Raw genomic sequence first — 16,369 nt, 5'->3', positions numbered from 1 at the left:
GCCGCCTCCCTGAGGCCACGACGAGCAGGAGAAAATGACGAAGCGCGCTTCGGACCGGCTGCCAGCGCTCTTCAGAGGAAGTACGCTGGCGTCGGAACGACTCTTAGAGCTCCAGTGACAGGGAAAGATTCAAACCATGCTGGGCTTCATCGTCGGCATGCCGGTAGCTATAGCTGCCGCGTAGCGACAAACCGTTCCCCAGGTTATGGCTGACACCGACATGACCGCGCCACATACGATCGTCGGGTTGATAGCCAGGCAGTTCGAAACCGATCCCCGGCAGGCTGTTAAGAGCCATGCGCACTTCGCTTGGATCGTCTTCATATTCCCGCTCCATCGCCAGCTCAGCGAAGAGACGGGTCTGTGGCGTGAGGTCGTAAAGCCCCTGCAGGCCGGCACCGAGACGCTTGGATTTGCGCACCTGATCTCCGTAGCTCAGGGCCGTGGAGCGTTGACCATCCTCGGCATAGCCGTCCACTTCGATCCGCGCATAGTCGGCGCTCAGGAAAGGGCTCAGGTGCCACTGGCTGCCAGGCTGAGCGATGTCGTAGCCGAAGCGGCCGCTGAAGGCCCACAGATCACCGTCGGTATCGCCCTTTTCCGAGTTGGTGGCAGGACCGATAGCGAACTTGCGCTTGAGGTCGTCGTAGTCGAGACGACCGATACTGGCGGACAAATCGCCCCACCAGCGATTGTGCTGATACTGCGCGAACGCAGTGCCCAGGTAGCTGCGCAGATCGTAATCGGAATCTGCAGCACCTGCTTCCAGGCTCTGCTGGTAAAGCCCGGCGGCCAGACCCAGGCGCCAGGCATCACTGACTCGATAACTGGTCCCGAAGTTGAGGCTGTAGCCATTGCCATCGGCATCGCCATCGTGCAGATCGTAATCCAGGCGCTGGCCGCCGGTGTTGATGAAGGCACGCCACTGCCCTACCCCTTGCCAGGCTTCCCAGTCAGCAAGCCACTGAGCGCGCAACTGGTCCTGGTGGCCACGCAGCGTACCCAATGCCATTTCCGGCAGAAGCGTGATTTCCCAGGGCGCCGCGAGAAGCGAGTAGGCATAGTCGGCAATGATACGCTGCCCGGCGATTGTCGGATGAACGCTGTCGTTGAACAGTAGCTTGGTCGGGTCAGGATTGGTGCCATTGACCCCGTAAACCGGGTGTTGGTTGGTGCAGTCATCGAAACAGCTGCCGATTACCGCGTCGCGGTCATCGACCAGGCCGTAACGGCCGGGATCAGCCAGTGTTTCCGAAAGATTGAGCGGGATATTCAGCGGGATCACATTGGCATTGATGGTTGCCAACTGACTTACCACCTCCTGGTTGAAGTCGCTTCCCAGCCCGGAAAGGAAGTCCTGCAGTCCGCCACCGTAGAAATTCGGTGTGAGACCGATATCCGGCAGCAGCCACACCATGATGTAGCGCGCGCCTGCCTGCTGCAGAACCTCGACGCTGTCGACCAGCCTACCGCCAGCCGCTTGAGCGCTGGCGGTATCGATTACACGAAACTGAAGAAAATCATTCCCACCACCGGTGAGGTAATACAACGCGTTGGGATCGGCACGCCCGCCGCTGGAGGCCAGGTACCCGCCTGGACCGCTGATGGTGTTGAGGATCTCGTCGGTACGATAGCCACCAACCGCCCAGTTGTTGCCACCATCAACCGAATTCGCGGGCCCCAGGCCTGCTCCACCCAAACCAAGGGCATCGCCAAGCAGCATGGGCGCCACCGGGCCGAAAGCTTCGCCACTGCCGTCCTGATAGGTAGGGCCAACTCGATTGGTGAAACGGGTAGTAGCACCGGCTGGGCCGTCAGCATCAGTAAACCAGCCTGCATCACTGAGGCTGTCACCAAATACGTGCAATGCGCTGTAGGGGGCGGCGTAAAGAGGATGGGCGCTAGCCAGCAAACAGGCAGCCGCCAGCGGTTTAAGCAGACGTTTCATGGCAAGTCCTTATTGTTGTTGGAATGAACTTCTCAACAAATGTAGCGGCTCCTGCGCTGAAAAACACCCAGTTGGCTGCGATATTCACTCTATGAAGCCAAAGCTATACGATTTCTCCCGCCGCGTTTGGCCGCATACAGCGCTATGTCTGCCGCATGCAGCAGCGCATCGAGTTGTCCACCATTGGCCGGCCATACTGCGATGCCAGCGGACAAAGTCACAGGCATCGTACCCATGCGCGTCGGGTGATCCACGCTCGCCAGCTGCATGCGCAGCGATTCGAGTCGAGCGTGCGCAGCCTGCGCATTCAACCCCGGCAGAATCAGCAGAAATTCCTCGCCACCGATACGGAATACCGCGTCGGTGCTGCGCAGGTTGTCCAAGAGGTGCTGTGCCACGGACTTGAGTACGTCGTCGCCTACCAGGTGGCCGTACTCGTCGTTGAGCTGCTTGAAATGGTCGAGATCGATAAGCGCCAGTGCCAATGGCAGATTTTCGCGCTGCGCCCTGGCCAGTTCACGGTCGAAGAACTCATCCAGATAGCGACGGTTGTAGAGTCCGGTCAGCGGGTCGCACAACGCCTGCTCACGCAGTTGCTCGTGCAAAACGGAAATGGTGCGCAAGCGCTCCTCGCTGACGGCCAGGGCCTCGGCCAGCTTGAGCTCGGCGAGATGGCGCTGCGTGACATCACGCACGTAAAGCATGCGCCCAAGCAGAACCGGGCCGTTGCGCGTCGTGCGCTCGATCCCGCGCACACGCACTTCGTAGTAGCGCGCGGCGCTGGTCAGGCTGAGCATCTGCTCGCTCGCCTCGCCCTCGTGCTGTTCGAGCAAGCGCTGCAGGTCGGCGCCGAATACCGGCCAGTCGGCCAGCGCTCGCCCCTGCCAGCCCTGCTGCAGGCCGGCCAGCTTGAGCGCGGCCGGGTTGGCCTCGATCACCCGCCCGCGCGGGTCGACCACCAGCACCGGATCGATCAGCGCTTCGAGCAGCAGGTGCCGCGCCACCGGCAGCAGGTCGAACAGGCGCACACCGAGAATCAGCCAGGCGAAGGCGACCAGGGTGAAGGCGAAGCAGAACGGCGTGGGGTCGACGCCAAACACCGTCCAGCCGAACACCACGTAAGCGATGTTGGCCGTCCAAGGCGCTGCCGTGACCAGAACGAAACCCAGATAATGTCGCCGATGCAACCCATGGCTGAGCACCGCTGCACGCACCACCACGCCCATGCAGAACGCCATCAGCAGGTAGACATAAGCCGCGGTGGCATAGAACAGCGGGCCATGCCGATAAAGCACCGGAGCCCCGGGGCTGTCGTCGATCGGGCCAGTGCTGGCAAGGTAAAAAAGGCCGTGCCAGGGGTTGCTCAGCGCAATGATCCAGACCAGCACGGGCATCAGGCTCAGCGCCAGCACCCCGGCACGCGGCACCGGTGTGCGCACACTGTTGACGTACTGCCAGAGAAATACCGCCCAGAACGTGGGCGTGAACAGGATGCCGAGCCAGGCGAGGCCGGAGAGGAACATCTTGCACTCTGCCGACATCACGCTCAGTTCGAGTGATGCGCAGGCCATCCACCAGAGGCTGGAAAGGTGCAGCAGTATGAAGCTGTCGCGTCCTGGAAAATCGCGCTGGCGGGTCATCCAGTGCGCCAGCAGGATGACGCCAAAGCACACTAGCAGAGTGACGAGAACCGGGGGCGACGGTGACCAGCCCGGCGCCAGGCAGGCCTGCATCAACCGGGCCTCCGTTGGCAAAAGCCTTTTACGGAGGGAACGATGAAGCAAGTCGAGATACGCAAGCGGGCCTTCCTGACCAGAGTAGAGGGCGCTGGCGCCCGAAACTGCTCACGACTCACAACGCGGCGATACTTCCCAACCGAAGAAACCGTGAACGCTGCTTACGATACTGCAAAAGCATGGCTTGAACAGTAATGACATGCATTCCCGACCATAGCACTCAGCCTTTGTCGGGGCGCCGCAGGAGGCTCGCCGCCATCGCAGCCAACAATGCCACGCCGAGCAACAGTACAGCCCAAAGTCCCCAACGCTTCCAGTCCATCGCCGCAGTCGTCGGTACATCCACCTCAGTCGACTGCACGGCAGCGACATCGACCTGTGCCACAGCCAGCGAAGCCAGACGCTCATCCGAATATCCGGGGATCAGGGTGCTGACGGGAAGCGCGGCCGATGTGACATCGCCCCTTCCTACCGCGAGTCGGTAGGGCGGCTCGCCGCGCGCCAGGAACACCAGCTGGGTGGCGCGGACAGCGAAGGCCGCGGTCGGTGCCTGATCGCCCAGGCCGCCGCCACGCGCGTCGATCTTCATGCGCAGATGGCGCACCGGCCAGGCCGGTAAGGCCAATTCATCCTGAAGTACCTCGTGACCATCCTGCCGCAGCCGATAGAGCACACCACGGGCAAGCGGCCGCCAGGGATCCTTCTCCAGCACGCGCGCCTCGAACGAGGCTGGGGCCAGGGTGTTGGGCTCGTCCAGGTTGATGCGCAGGCGCTGGAGGGGCAGCGCTTGCGGCAATTGCCATTGGTAATGCCCATCGTTCATGGCCTGCGCCTGCATCGGTTCGGACCAGACCAGCGGCGCCGGGCTGCTCGCCTGGCGGCGACTGCGCAGCGTCACCGCGTCCAGCTCCGGCGCCTGCCGCGGGCTGTCCCAGAGCAGCCGGATGTAGCGTGCCGAGCGAGCGGGCAGTTCCACCTGGCGCTGATCGATCCTGTCGCCTGCGAAGCTCAGGCGCGCCACCTGCCCCTCGCCCCAGCTGCGCCATTGCTGCAGGTCGTCGCTGGCCTCGATGGCGAAATGCTGAAAGCCCTCCTCGCCGCCACTCCAGCTCAGGTCGAGGCGCACCAGCGGCGCATCGATGGCGCTGGCGTCGAGCAACCAGCCGCGCAACTGGCGCTGCGCGGGCGCCGGCTCGTCGCCAGTCAATTCGATCAGGGTACCGTCGGTGCTGCGTTGCACGCGCAGGCGCGGCACATCGCTCTGCTGTGCATCGGCGTGCAACGGGAACCAGCGCACGCCGTGCTCCTGTTCCTCGTCGCGCGATTCGCTTTGGCCTGGCAACAGCGCGTAGGCCTGGGCCTGACCGGCGCCATTGAAGATACGCAGGTCACGCAGATCAGCATGCCGAGCGGCGTAGTGCACGGCCATCGGCAGCTCGACCCGATACCAGGGGCCTGCCCCATCCAGCGTCAGCGGCAGCAACTGGCGATAGTCCTGCGGGCGCTCCTCGGCCTGTACGCAGGCGATCAGCGACAGGCCAAGGGCCAGACAGGCAGCGATGATTCTCAAGACAACGACTCCTTGTTCGCAGGGGTTTCATCGGTCTTGCGCGGCGGTAGCGGGGCAAAATAGCCCACCACCAGGAGCAACACGCCGACACCGATGAACGACACGATGCGCTCCAGCCCGCCACGATTGCCCAGCTCGATGAAGAACAGCTTGGCCACCACCAGAGCGATCAGCGCGGCGCCGACCAGCCACAGCTCGCGACGCACGCGGAGGTGGCCGAACAGCATCAGCGCCAGGGCGATCAGGGTCCAGACAATGGACAAGCCGGCCTGCACCAGCATCGAATCGAACAGCGCCGGGCTGTCCCAGGCGACACCGCCCCAGTGATGAGCGGTACGCATCACCATCACCGTCAGCAGGGCAAACAGCGACAGTCCCGCCACACCCTGCGTGATCTGCAGTGCACGCGCAGATTCCAGGCCGAAACGCGGCAGGGCGAATCGCCCCCATACGACCAGCGCGCCCAGGCACAACAGCAGCCCCAGCTCCAGCGGGTTGAACAGCGGCAGATAGGGCAGCGGGTCGCTGTCGCCGGCACTGTTGGCGTTGGCCAGCCAGAACCAGACGAGCATCAGCGCGGCCAGCGGCGCCGCTGCCCACAGGCGGTATTCGCGCTCGAAGCCGGCCACCGGCCAGGGCAGGCGACGCGCCTGCGCCATGACCCAGAGATAGGCCGTCGGCAGCAGCGCCCAGCCCAGCCAGCGCCAGGCATTGTAGTGATCGGCTAGGCTCAGCAGCAGGTAACGCAGTTCCAAAGCCAGCACGCCGATCAGCAGCCAGCAGCCAAGCACATGGGCGACACTGGCCACCTGGCTCGGCAGCAGATCGGTCAGGCGCCGCAGTGCCAGCAGATGCACCGCGATCACGGCAGTCCACCCCAGCCAGCCAAAGTTCGCGCCCGGATGGTAAAGCGGATGCCAGGCATAAATCAGGATCAACCCGGCTACCGGGGCCAGCAGGCTGCACAGCACCGCCAACTCGCGCCAGCGGGTGCGCAGGGCCAGCAGCATCCAGATCAGCACCGACAGTGCCGCCAGCACCAGCAACGCGCTGGCTTGCAGATCCGGCGCCACGAAGCGCAGCACTTCGCTGCTCACCGCCAGTGCCCACCAACTAGCGCCCCAGGCCAGCAGCAGCTGGCCCAGGCGCTGCAGGCTGACGCCATCGATGCCCGTCTCACGACCGCCGCGCGCCAGGCTATGCAGGCGCCAGGCACCGACTTGCGCGGCGAGACCCAGCACGGCAGGCGTCCAGAAGCCGGTATGCGCTAGCGGCGACAAGCCTTCGCCGCTGATCCCCGCCAACAACAGCGGCCCCGCAGCAAGAAAGGCCAGGCCGGCGAATACCTGCAGCACCAGGCTGAACAGGAAGGCCGCACGCTGCTTCAGATACAGCCCCAGCCAGAGAATCAGCAGCCCCGTACCGCCCCATACCGCCGCGGCTGCGACCCAGGGCAGAACGAACAGCACGGCCAGATTGATGAACACCAGGCCCACCAGCATGATCGCCGACAGTGCGCCGAGCAGCCGGCGGTTCTCGCGGATGTGCGGATCACGCGCCGCCAGCAGCATGCCGGCAATCAGACTGAAACCGACCAAGGATGCAGCCAGCAAGCCGAACCATCCGGCGCTGAAACCACCAGTGCCAGATAGCGAATCCAGCGCCATCTGGCCGAGGAACAGCAGGCCACCGAGCAACTGGATGGCGAAGGCGCTGTAGACGAAGCTCGGCGCGGCAATACGCAGCCCGACGAACAAGGTCGCCAGCCCGGCCAGCGCCCAGGCAATCGCCGTACCGGGCGCCTCGAACAGCAGCGGCGCAATCAGATAGAGGAATGCCAGACCGGCCAGGCCAAGCCAGGGCAGCAGTCGGTTCTCCCAGGCATTGGCGAGTTGCGGCGCCTGGCGCAGTTGCCAGTAGCTGAACAGCAAGGCCATACCGAGCATCAGTGCGCCCAGCGGCGAACCGTCGAGCAGGCTGCTGTAGCCGAAATCCAAACCACTGAGGAAAGCCAACGCCGCGCCCACCTGCAACAACAGAGCGAAGGCACGCGCCAGCGGCCTGCCCTGACGCAGACCGAGCCAGTAGATACCGGCGCCTTCCACCGCCCAGGCAGCGCTCGTCCAGCGCGTATCCAGACCCAGCGGGATGGCCAGGCTGGCGAATACCACGCCGAGCGCCAGGCAGGTTTCCACCAGCAGCAACGCTCGTTCGCCGGCGCGCGCCTTGAGTACGCGCGCCAGCAACAGATAGAACAAGCCAAGACCAAGGGCGCTGAACGCCGCAGCGAACTCGATATGGCTGACCAACGCCACTTGCAGGCCGAAGCCGACCAGCGGCGGGCCGAACAGCGTAGTGGCATCGACATAGTCGCCACGGCGCAGCGACCAGCGCAGCAGCTCGTCCCGCGCCTCGGGCGCATCCGCTGCGTCACGCAGGGTGCGGCGAGCGAACAGCAGGCCGATGGCCACGTACATCAGGAAGAACAGGATCAGGAAGGGCTGGGTGCTCCACAGCAGCTCTGGCGTGTAGGAACGCAGGCCCCAGGCGAAGCCGATACCGAAGGTGCCGACGAAACCGATCAGGTTGAGCAAGCGCCAGGCCTTGAACCAGGCGATGGCGAAGATGCCGGCATTGAGCAGCGCGAAATAGGAGAACAGCGCGACATGGCTGCCGCTACCAGTCGCTGTGAGGATCGGCGCGGCAAAGCCACCCAGAGCCGCCGCAGCAGCCAGGCCAAGGGCATTCTGCTGCACCGAAAGAATGGCCGAGAACAGTGTGACCGCGACCAACAGCCCCAGCGCCATGCCAGGGTCGAGCAGCGGATGCAGGCGCATGGCGGCGAAGACCGTCAGGTACAGCACAGCGATACCGGTGCCCTGCAGCACCAGGGCGTAGTTGCGGTTACGCCGACGCAGCCACCAGCCCAGGCCGAGCAAGGCCAGGGCACTGGCCGCAACGCCCATGTAACGCAGCTCTACCGGCACCTCGACGCCCTCGGTGGCGTAGCGCAGCAGGAAGGCCAGGCCGAGGAACAGCAGCACCACGCCGATCCGCAACACGGTGTTGCCACCAAACAACCAGGCCTTGGCGGCGGCGATGCCACGCTCGATCAGATTCGGTTCACGCAGCGCCTGTTCACGCCAAGGGCTTTGCTGGGAAGCCGGCTGCGGCTCGGGGATGACCTGTGCAGCAAGCTGGACAGGTTGCTCGGCTGGGAGCGCCTCCAACTCCGGTAGCGTCCAGTCCAGCTCCGGCACGGGCTCTTCGGCAACGACCGGCTCAGGCTGCACCTCCGGCTCGGACGGGGCTTCGGCTTCGGCAGGTGCTGCGGCCGGGGAAGGTTCCGGCTCGCTGCGCTCGCCCTGCTCCACCTTGACCAGGCGTTCGTGGATCGCGCGGGTACCGCGGTCGAAGCGCTCGGCGAAGTCCTTGAGCTGCGCGGCCAACTGCGCGTTGCGCGACTCCAGCCCTTGCAGGCGCAGCGCCTGGCCCAGACTGAGCCCCATCAAACCGCCAAGAATTGCGCCCGTGGCCGATTCGCTGGCGCCCATGCCGAGCACCAAACCGACCAGCATGAAGATCCATTGCATGCGTTATGTTCCGATCCAGAGAAAAGGTCGCCTCGCGTTCCTGCCGCCCGAGACGGGCACACAGTATAGGAGCCGCATCGACCAACACCCAGAGAGACGACTGCCAAGCCGTTCACAGGCACAACGCATCGCAATCAGCCGCCAGCCGGTGCTTCACAAACGCTACGCGCCCGCTATTATCGCCGCCCCGTGACAGCAGCGGCGCAGACCGCACGATAGCCAACCATGATGAAGCCCCGCCTGATAGCCGCCGCCGAGATCGACCGCCTGGAAACCTGGGCCAAATATACGGCCGACATGTGCCACAGCTGCATCTCCAGCTGCTGCACCCTGCCGGTAGAAGTGCGCCTGAACGATCTGATCCGCCTGGAACTGGTGGACGAGTTCGAACGCAGCGAGCCACCGAAGAACATCGCCAAGCGCCTGCAGAAGGATGGAGTGGTCGAACGCTTCAACCAGAAGTCGGGCATCTTCACCCTGACGCGCATGTCCAACAACGACTGCCTGTTTCTCGATCGCAAGACGCGCCTGTGCACCGTCTACGACAAGCGCCCGGACACCTGCCGTCATCATCCCAAGGTCGGCCCGCGGCCGGGGTATTGCGCATACAAACCGAAATAAGGGTTGCGACGCGGATCTATCCTAAGAACCGCGGCGCAGGCCAATGACCCGGCCAACGCAGGCCGGCTGAGGCAATCCCTGATGCTCGCTGGCCAGGTGCGCGACCTTGCCTGCCACTTGCGCGTCGAACGGCGCCGCGCGGCCGGCAGCGCTGTCGATGTTCATCAGCATCTGCTCGCTCTCCGCGAGGCTGGCGTTCTCGCCAGGTCGATACAGTGCGTGGTGGATATGCAGGCGTTTGCCGTCATGCGCCAATAATTGCGTGCGCACTTCCACCCGCTCGCCCTCCTTCACTTCCGCCAGGAAGTTGAGGTGACACTCCAGGGTGTAGAGCGTGTGTCCAGTACGGGCACGACCGGCTTCGTCCAGGCCCAGCACGTCCATCAGCGCATCGGTGGCGTGACTGAAGATCAGCAGATAGAAGGCATCGCGCAGGTGGCCGTTGTAGTCGACCCAGTCGTTCTGGATGCTGGTTTGGTAAGTGACAAGGGACATGCTCTGTCTCCCGTGGTCCGGCCCGCTGGGCAGTTTGATCTGTATCGGAGGAACTCGGTTTCGAACTGGTGGGAGCGGACCTGTGGGAGCGGACTTGTCCGCGAATGGTTTGGCACTGTGCCAGGTCTTTTTCGCGGACAAGTCCGCTCCCACAAACAGCTCGATAGCCTCAAAACTTCGACACTCAGTCGGCGAACGCAAAACCGTGCTTGGCCTTGGTCTGGCGAATCGCCTCCAGCACCGCCAGCAGGCAGTCGTCGCGGTAGCGCTCCAGGGCATTCAGGCTGCGTTCGCCCTGCTGCTCCGCCGTGCCTTCGACCACCGCGTCGATCAGCTCCTCGGTAAGCTCCGGCGCCTCCAGATATGTCCAGGGCAGTTTCAGCGCCGGCCCGAATTGGGCCATGAAATGGCGCATGCCGGCCGGGCCGCCGGCCAGGGTGTAGGTCAGGAAGCTGCCCATGAACGACCAGCGCAAGCCGGCACCGAAACGGATCGCATCGTCGATCTCGCCGGTGGTCGCCACGCCGTCGTTGACCAGATGCAGCGCCTCGCGCCATAGCGCTTCGAGCAGGCGGTCGGCGATAAAGCCCGGCACCTCCTTGCGCACGTGCAAGGGGCGCATGCCCAGAGATTGGTAGACCTGCATGGCGGCCTGCACCGCCTCGGGCGCGCTCTTTGCCCCGCCCACCACCTCCACCAGCGGCAACAGGTACACCGGATTGAATGGATGGCCGACCACGCAACGCTCAGGGTGCGTGGCACCCTCGTAGAATTCGCTGGGTAGCAGGCCCGAGGTGCTGGAGCCAATCAGCACGTTCGGGCGCGCGGCGGCGCTGATCTTCGCGTGCAGTTCGCACTTGAGTTCGAGGCGCTCGGGGGCGCTCTCCTGGATGAAGTCGGCATCGCGTACGCAGTCCTTGATGCTGTCGACGAAGCGCAGGCGCTCCAGCGAGGCAACTGCCGCCAGGCCCTTTTTCTCCAGCGCCGGCCAGGCATTGGCCAGACGGGTACGCAACGCAGCCTCGGCACCGGGCGCCGGGTCCCAGGCGATCACGTCGAGGCCATGGGCCAGGGCGCGGGCAATCCAGCCGGCGCCGATCACCCCGGTGCCGAGTGCGGCGAAAGTCTTGATATCGGTAACGAAGGTCATGGTTGAACTCCGGTAGCCCGGATGCAATCCGGGGCATGGCAGGTAAAGTTTTCCCGGATTTCATCCGGGCTACGGGGCTGTGTAGGAGCGAATTTATTCGCGAAAATCGCGGCACAATCGCGAATAAATTCGCTCCTACAGCCTGGCCTTGAGCTTCATCCTTTCCCGCCCCTCGGCCGGGGTCAGGGCGCGGCCGCCGAGGCGCTCGATGATCTCGATGGCGCGCTCGACCAGCTGGCCGTTGCTGGCGTGCACGCCGCGATCCAGCCAGATGTTGTCCTCCAGGCCGACCCGCACGTTGCCGCCGAGCAGCATGGCCTGGGCGACCATGGGCATCTGCATGCGGCCGATGCCGAAGCCGGCCCAGGTGACGCCCGGCGGCAGGTTGTCGGCCATGGCCTTCATGGTCGTGGTGTCGGCCGGCGCGCCCCATGGGATGCCCAGGCACAGCTGGATCAGCGGATCGTCCAGCAAGCCTTCCTTGATCATTTGCTTGGCGAACCACAGGTGGCCGGTGTCGAAGATTTCCAGTTCGGCCTTCACCCCCAGCTCGGTAATGCGCTTGGCGCCGGCGCGCAGTTGCGCCGGGGTGGAGACGTAGATGAAGTCGCCGTCACCGAAATTCAGCGTGCCGCAGTCCAGCGTGCAGATTTCCGGCAGCAGTTCCTCGACATGCGCCAGGCGGGTGATCGGCCCGACCAGGTCAGTGCCGGCGCCGAATTCCAACGGCTGCTCGCCCTGGCCGATCTCCAGATCACCACCCATGCCGGCAGTGAGGTTGATGATCACGTCGGTGTCGCTTTCGCGGATGCGCTCGACCACCTCGCGGTACAGCGCCACATCGCGGCTCGGCTTGCCGGTCTGTGGATCACGCACATGACAGTGGGCGACGGTGGCGCCGGCCTTGGCCGCCTCGATGGCAGCCGCCGCGATTTCCTTGGGCGTGACCGGGATCGCCGGGTGCTTGCCGACGGTGTCGCCAGCGCCGGTCACCGCGCAGGTGACGATAACCTCGTAGTTCATTTTCGACTGTCCTTTCCGGGGGCGAACGGAAGCCGACGGCAGGGCCGCAGGCGTTGAGCAAATAGGGAAATCAGCGCCGGTTAAACCGGCGCTCGTGTATCAGTTGCCGGCGACCAGCGACGCGCTGGCGGGCTTGCCGTCCAGGGTGGTGACGCCATCGAGCCAGGCCTCGACCACCTGCGGATTGGCCTTGATCCAGTCGCGCGCCACCTGCGCAGGCTGCTTGCGATCCATGATCGGCTGCATCAGCTCGGCTTCCTGCGCGCTGGTGAAGCGCAGGCTGGTCAGCAGCCGGTTGGCGTTGGGACAGCGCTCGGCGTAGTCCGGCGCGGTAACGGTGGAAACCGTGGCGGCACCATCGTTGGGGCCGAACACGTCCTCGGTGCCGGTCAGATAGGTGATCTGCATCGACAGGTTCATCGGGTGTGGTTTCCAGCCAAAGAACACCACGGGTTTCTCATTGCGCACGGCACGGCCAACGGCGGCGAGCATGCCGGCTTCGCTGGACTCCACCAGTTTGAAGCCGCCAAGGCCGAACTGGTTGGAGTCGATCATCTTCTGGATCGCCGTATTGGCGCCTGAGCCGGCCTCGATGCCGTAGATCTTGCCGTCCAGTTCATCCTTGAACTTGGCGATGTCGGCCAGGGTTTTCAGGCCCTTGTCTGCGGTGTAGCTGGGCACGGCGAGCACGGCCACGGCATCATCCAGCGACGGCTCGGCCGCGACCTTGACCGCGCCGGCATCGAGGAAGGGTTTGATGTTGTCGTCCATGATCGGCTTCCAGTAACCGAGAAAGGCGTCGATCTGGCCCTTCTGGATACCGGCGAAGATGATCTGTTGCGAAGCCTGGGTCTGCTTGGTTTCGTAACCGAGACCCTGCAGCAACTCGCTGGCGACGGCGGTGGTGGCGACCACGTCGGTCCAGCCGACGGCGCCAATGCGAACGTTCTTGCAACTGGCATCGTCGGCCAGCAGGGAGGTACTGAACAGGCTCAGGGTGCAGCACGCGGCCAGTGCGGTAAGACCTTTCATCTGGGTGCTCCTTATCGTGTCACAGCGGTTTTATTTCGTTTTTCTAGAGGCCATGACGGCCCCCACCGTGCTCGGGTTCGTAGTCGCCCGATGACGTCACCTTACGCCGGGACACGCTGTATTACCCGCACTCTGCCGACCGTTAATTGACCCATACCGACTATTTTTTTCACAGCACGCTATTCGGTTGCTAGGCTGTGATTTCGTCGGAGTCCGCATGCCCTGCGAAATCCATCCCGGATTGCATCCGGGCTACCAGCAACCCTGTTCGCCACCTACATGCCCCAGACCTTCTGCTTCCTGCTGCTGCCCGGCTTTTCCATGATGGGCCTGATGTCGGCCATCGAGCCGCTGCGCGTGGCCAATCGCTTTCGCGGCGAGCTGTATCGCTGGCGTTTGCTCAGCCAGGACGGTAACGCCGTGCAGGCGAGCAATGGCATGTCGCTGAACGTCGACGGTGCGCTGGAACTGCCGGAGGCAACCCGGGCGCTGTTCGTGGTGGCCGGTTTCGAGCCATTGGCGCACTACGACCACCACCTGGCGCACTGGCTGCAACGGCGCGAGCCGGAGCTGGCTGTGCTTGGCGGCATCGACACGGGCAGCTTCGTGCTGGCCGAGGCCGGGCTGTTCCAGCACCAGCGCCTGACCCTGCATTGGGAAGCCATCGATGCCTTTCGCGAGCGCTACCCGGCGCTACTGGTGACCCAGGAGCTGTTCGAGATCGACGGCAAGCGCATCACCAGTGCAGGCGGTACCAGCAGCCTGGATCTGATGCTGGGGCTGATCGGCCAGGAACACGGCGAGACGCTTGCGGTGCAGGTCTCGGAACAGTTCGTGGTCAGCCGTATCCGCACGCGCCTGGATCACCAGCGCATGCAGGTGGCCAGCCGCTACGACCTGCACAACAAGAAGCTGGTGCGGGTGATCGGCGAGATGGAACGCCAGTGCGAGCAACCACTGTCCAGTGAGGCGCTGGCCGAGCAGGTAGGCATCAGCGTACGTCAGCTGGAGCGCCTGTTTCGCCATCACCTGGGCACCACGCCATCGGCCTTCTACCTCGACCTGCGCCTGGACAAGGCGCGCCAGTTGTTGCGCCAGAGCGACCTCAGCGTGCTGGAGGTGGGCCTGGCGTGCGGCTTCGACTCGGCCTCGTACTTCTCGCGCTGCTACCGCAGGCGCTTCGCCGCCAGCCCCAGCCAGGATCGCCGCGAGCGGCTGGACTGAATGCACAGCTGCCCGTAGGAGCGGCTTCAGCCGCGAAGCTTGCAGTCGCGACATCGCGGCTGAAGCCGCTCCTACAGGTGACGAGGTGCGCAGGGCGAACATATCCGTCCGCGACCTCGGCTTGACGCTTTCGGCAAACCCCCAGTCGTTTTTGTACCGGGTCGGCCAGCCCCCCAGGGATAAGCTCTCCCCAAAGCGCCGACAGCCGTCTCGGCGCATCAGTATTAGGGGACAAGCCTGATGAGCCCAGCCGAATTGCACGCCGACAGCATCGTCATCGACGGTCTGATCATCGCCAAATGGAACCGCGAACTGTTCGAAGACATGCGCAAGGGCGGCCTGACCGCGGCCAACTGCACCGTGTCGGTATGGGAAGGGTTTCAGGCCACCGTCAACAGCATCGCTGCCAGCAGCAAGCTGATTCGCGAGAACAGCGATCTGGTGATGCCGGTACGCACCACCGCCGACATCCGCAAGGCCAAGGAGCTGGGCAAGACCGGCATCATCTACGGCTTCCAGAACGCCCATGCGTTCGAAGACCAGATCGGCTACGTCGAGGTGTTCAAGCAGCTCGGCGTGGGCATCGTGCAGATGTGCTACAACACCCAGAACCTGATCGGCACCGGCTGCTACGAGCGTGACGGCGGCCTGTCCGGCTTCGGTCGCGAGATCGTCGCCGAGATGAACCGCGTGGGCATCATGTGCGACCTGTCGCACGTCGGCTCGAAGACTTCCGAGGAGGTCATCCTCGAGTCGAAGAAGCCGGTGACCTACTCCCACTGCCTGCCTTCCGGCCTGAAAGAGCATCCGCGCAACAAGTCCGACGAGGAGCTGAAGTTCATCGCCGACCATGGCGGCTTCGTCGGCGTGACCATGTTCGCGCCGTTCCTGGCCAAGGGCATCGACTCGACCATCGACGACTACGCCGAAGCCATCGAGTACGTGATGAACATCGTCGGTGAAGACGCCATCGGTATCGGCACCGACTTCACCCAGGGTCACGGCAAGGAATTCTTCGAATACCTGACCCACGACAAGGGCTACGCCCGTCGCCTGACCAACTTCGGCAAGATCATCAACCCGCTGGGCATCCGCACCGTGGGCGAGTTCCCCAACCTCACCGAAACCCTGCTCAAACGCGGCCACTCCGAGCGCGTGGTGCGCAAGATCATGGGCGAGAACTGGGTGCGCGTACTAGCCGACGTCTGGGGCGAGTAAGCCTTTTTAACAGCCCCTCTCCCTAACCCTCTCCCGCAAGCGGGAGAGGGGACTGGCCCACAGAGCACCGCAGTGGCTCTGCTCCCCTCTCCCATTTATGGGAGAGGGGCCGGGGGAGAGGGCAAACAACCAACGAATTCTGGAGCTAAAAACACATGGCCACCCACGCCCCCGAAATGCCCATCCTGGTCGACGACGAAACCGGCGTCTGGACCACCGACGCCCTGCCGATGCTCTACGTGCCGCGGCATTTCTTCGTCAACAACCATATCGGCATCGAGGAAGTGCTCGGCGCCGAGAAGTACGCCGAGATTCTCTACAAGGCCGGCTACAAGTCCGCCTGGCACTGGTGCGAGAAGGAAGCCGAGTGCCATGGCCTGTCCGGCGTAGCGGTATTCGAGCACTACATGAAGCGCCTGTCGCAGCGTGGCTGGGGCCTGTTCAAGATTGAGTCGATCGACCTCGACGCCGGTACCTGCGAAGTGCGCCTGGATCACTCGGCCTTCGTCTACGTCTACGGCAAGTGCGGGCGCCCTGTCGACTACATGTTCACCGGCTGGTTCGCCGGCGCCATGGATCAGATCCTCCAGGCTCAGGGCAGCAGCATTCGCACCGTCGCCGAGCAGGTCTACGGTGCCTCGCAGGAAGGCCACGACCACGGCCTGTTCCGCGTCAAACCGCTCTAAACAATAACGACAGGAGGGAGGGCTTCACGCCACTGAAGCACCTCCGACCAGAGACCCCAGGCCGCTTTCCGTG

At 64.1% G+C, this 16,369-nt stretch carries 12 protein-coding genes; 4 read left to right on the top strand and 8 right to left on the bottom strand.

The annotated features are described in order from the left end of the window. Nucleotides 1-103: 103 nt before the first annotated feature. From estP to B2U07_RS17500, 4 genes are all read right to left on the bottom strand, one after another. Nucleotides 104-1,948, bottom strand: a complete 1,845-nt coding sequence (gene estP / locus B2U07_RS17515; RefSeq protein ID WP_296277403.1) for an esterase EstP — start codon at nt 1,946-1,948, stop codon at nt 104-106. Between the two features lie 89 nt (nt 1,949-2,037). Continuing rightward, complete coding sequence (locus B2U07_RS17510) at nt 2,038-3,681, bottom strand: histidine kinase N-terminal 7TM domain-containing diguanylate cyclase (RefSeq protein ID WP_197857989.1); 1,644 nt, start codon at nt 3,679-3,681, stop codon at nt 2,038-2,040. A gap of 223 nt (nt 3,682-3,904) precedes the next feature. Then, entirely contained in the window at nt 3,905-5,254 is a 1,350-nt protein-coding gene (locus B2U07_RS17505; RefSeq protein WP_275545517.1) for a DUF3999 domain-containing protein, read from the bottom strand. Continuing rightward, complete coding sequence (locus B2U07_RS17500) at nt 5,251-8,847, bottom strand: DUF2339 domain-containing protein (RefSeq protein WP_275545518.1); 3,597 nt, start codon at nt 8,845-8,847, stop codon at nt 5,251-5,253. The genes B2U07_RS17505 and B2U07_RS17500 overlap by 4 nt, the downstream gene beginning before the upstream one ends. A 225-nt stretch (nt 8,848-9,072) precedes the next feature. Between B2U07_RS17500 and B2U07_RS17495 the strand changes: the two genes are divergently transcribed. After that, complete coding sequence (locus B2U07_RS17495) at nt 9,073-9,468, top strand: YkgJ family cysteine cluster protein (protein ID WP_011920733.1); 396 nt, start codon at nt 9,073-9,075, stop codon at nt 9,466-9,468. Between the two features lie 21 nt (nt 9,469-9,489). Here the strand turns inward: B2U07_RS17495 and B2U07_RS17490 are convergent, their stop codons facing one another. The 4 genes from B2U07_RS17490 to choX all read right to left on the bottom strand — a co-directional run bounded on the left by B2U07_RS17490 (nt 9,490) and on the right by choX (nt 13,168). Beyond that, the gene (locus B2U07_RS17490) at nt 9,490-9,963 is read right to left on the bottom strand and encodes a thioesterase family protein (protein ID WP_275545519.1); all 474 of its coding nucleotides are present in this window, start codon (nt 9,961-9,963) and stop codon (nt 9,490-9,492) included. A 184-nt stretch (nt 9,964-10,147) separates the two neighbouring features. Then, entirely contained in the window at nt 10,148-11,113 is a 966-nt protein-coding gene (locus tag B2U07_RS17485) for an L-carnitine dehydrogenase (protein ID WP_275545520.1), read from the bottom strand. Nucleotides 11,114-11,248: 135 nt separating this feature from the next. Further along, the gene (locus B2U07_RS17480) at nt 11,249-12,136 is read right to left on the bottom strand and encodes a 3-keto-5-aminohexanoate cleavage protein (protein ID WP_275545521.1); all 888 of its coding nucleotides are present in this window, start codon (nt 12,134-12,136) and stop codon (nt 11,249-11,251) included. A gap of 99 nt (nt 12,137-12,235) precedes the next feature. After that, nucleotides 12,236-13,168, bottom strand: a complete 933-nt coding sequence (choX, locus tag B2U07_RS17475) for a choline ABC transporter substrate-binding protein (protein ID WP_296277402.1) — start codon at nt 13,166-13,168, stop codon at nt 12,236-12,238. Nucleotides 13,169-13,447: 279 nt separating this feature from the next. Between choX and B2U07_RS17470 the strand changes: the two genes are divergently transcribed. The 3 genes from B2U07_RS17470 to B2U07_RS17460 all read left to right on the top strand — a co-directional run bounded on the left by B2U07_RS17470 (nt 13,448) and on the right by B2U07_RS17460 (nt 16,296). Next, entirely contained in the window at nt 13,448-14,392 is a 945-nt protein-coding gene (locus tag B2U07_RS17470) for a GlxA family transcriptional regulator (RefSeq protein WP_275545523.1), read from the top strand. A gap of 240 nt (nt 14,393-14,632) precedes the next feature. Beyond that, entirely contained in the window at nt 14,633-15,610 is a 978-nt protein-coding gene (locus B2U07_RS17465) for a dipeptidase (RefSeq protein ID WP_013713683.1), read from the top strand. A gap of 155 nt (nt 15,611-15,765) precedes the next feature. After that, nucleotides 15,766-16,296 (top strand): 4-vinyl reductase, encoded by a 531-nt coding sequence (locus B2U07_RS17460; RefSeq protein WP_197857998.1) that lies wholly within the window; start codon nt 15,766-15,768, stop codon nt 16,294-16,296. The last annotated feature ends 73 nt before the right edge of the window (nt 16,297-16,369 follow it).

This window comes from Pseudomonas sp. UBA7530, from assembly GCF_002479365.1.
Taxonomy (GTDB): Bacteria; Pseudomonadota; Gammaproteobacteria; order Pseudomonadales; family Pseudomonadaceae; genus Aquipseudomonas.
This window is presented reverse-complemented; position numbering and strand designations above follow the sequence as displayed.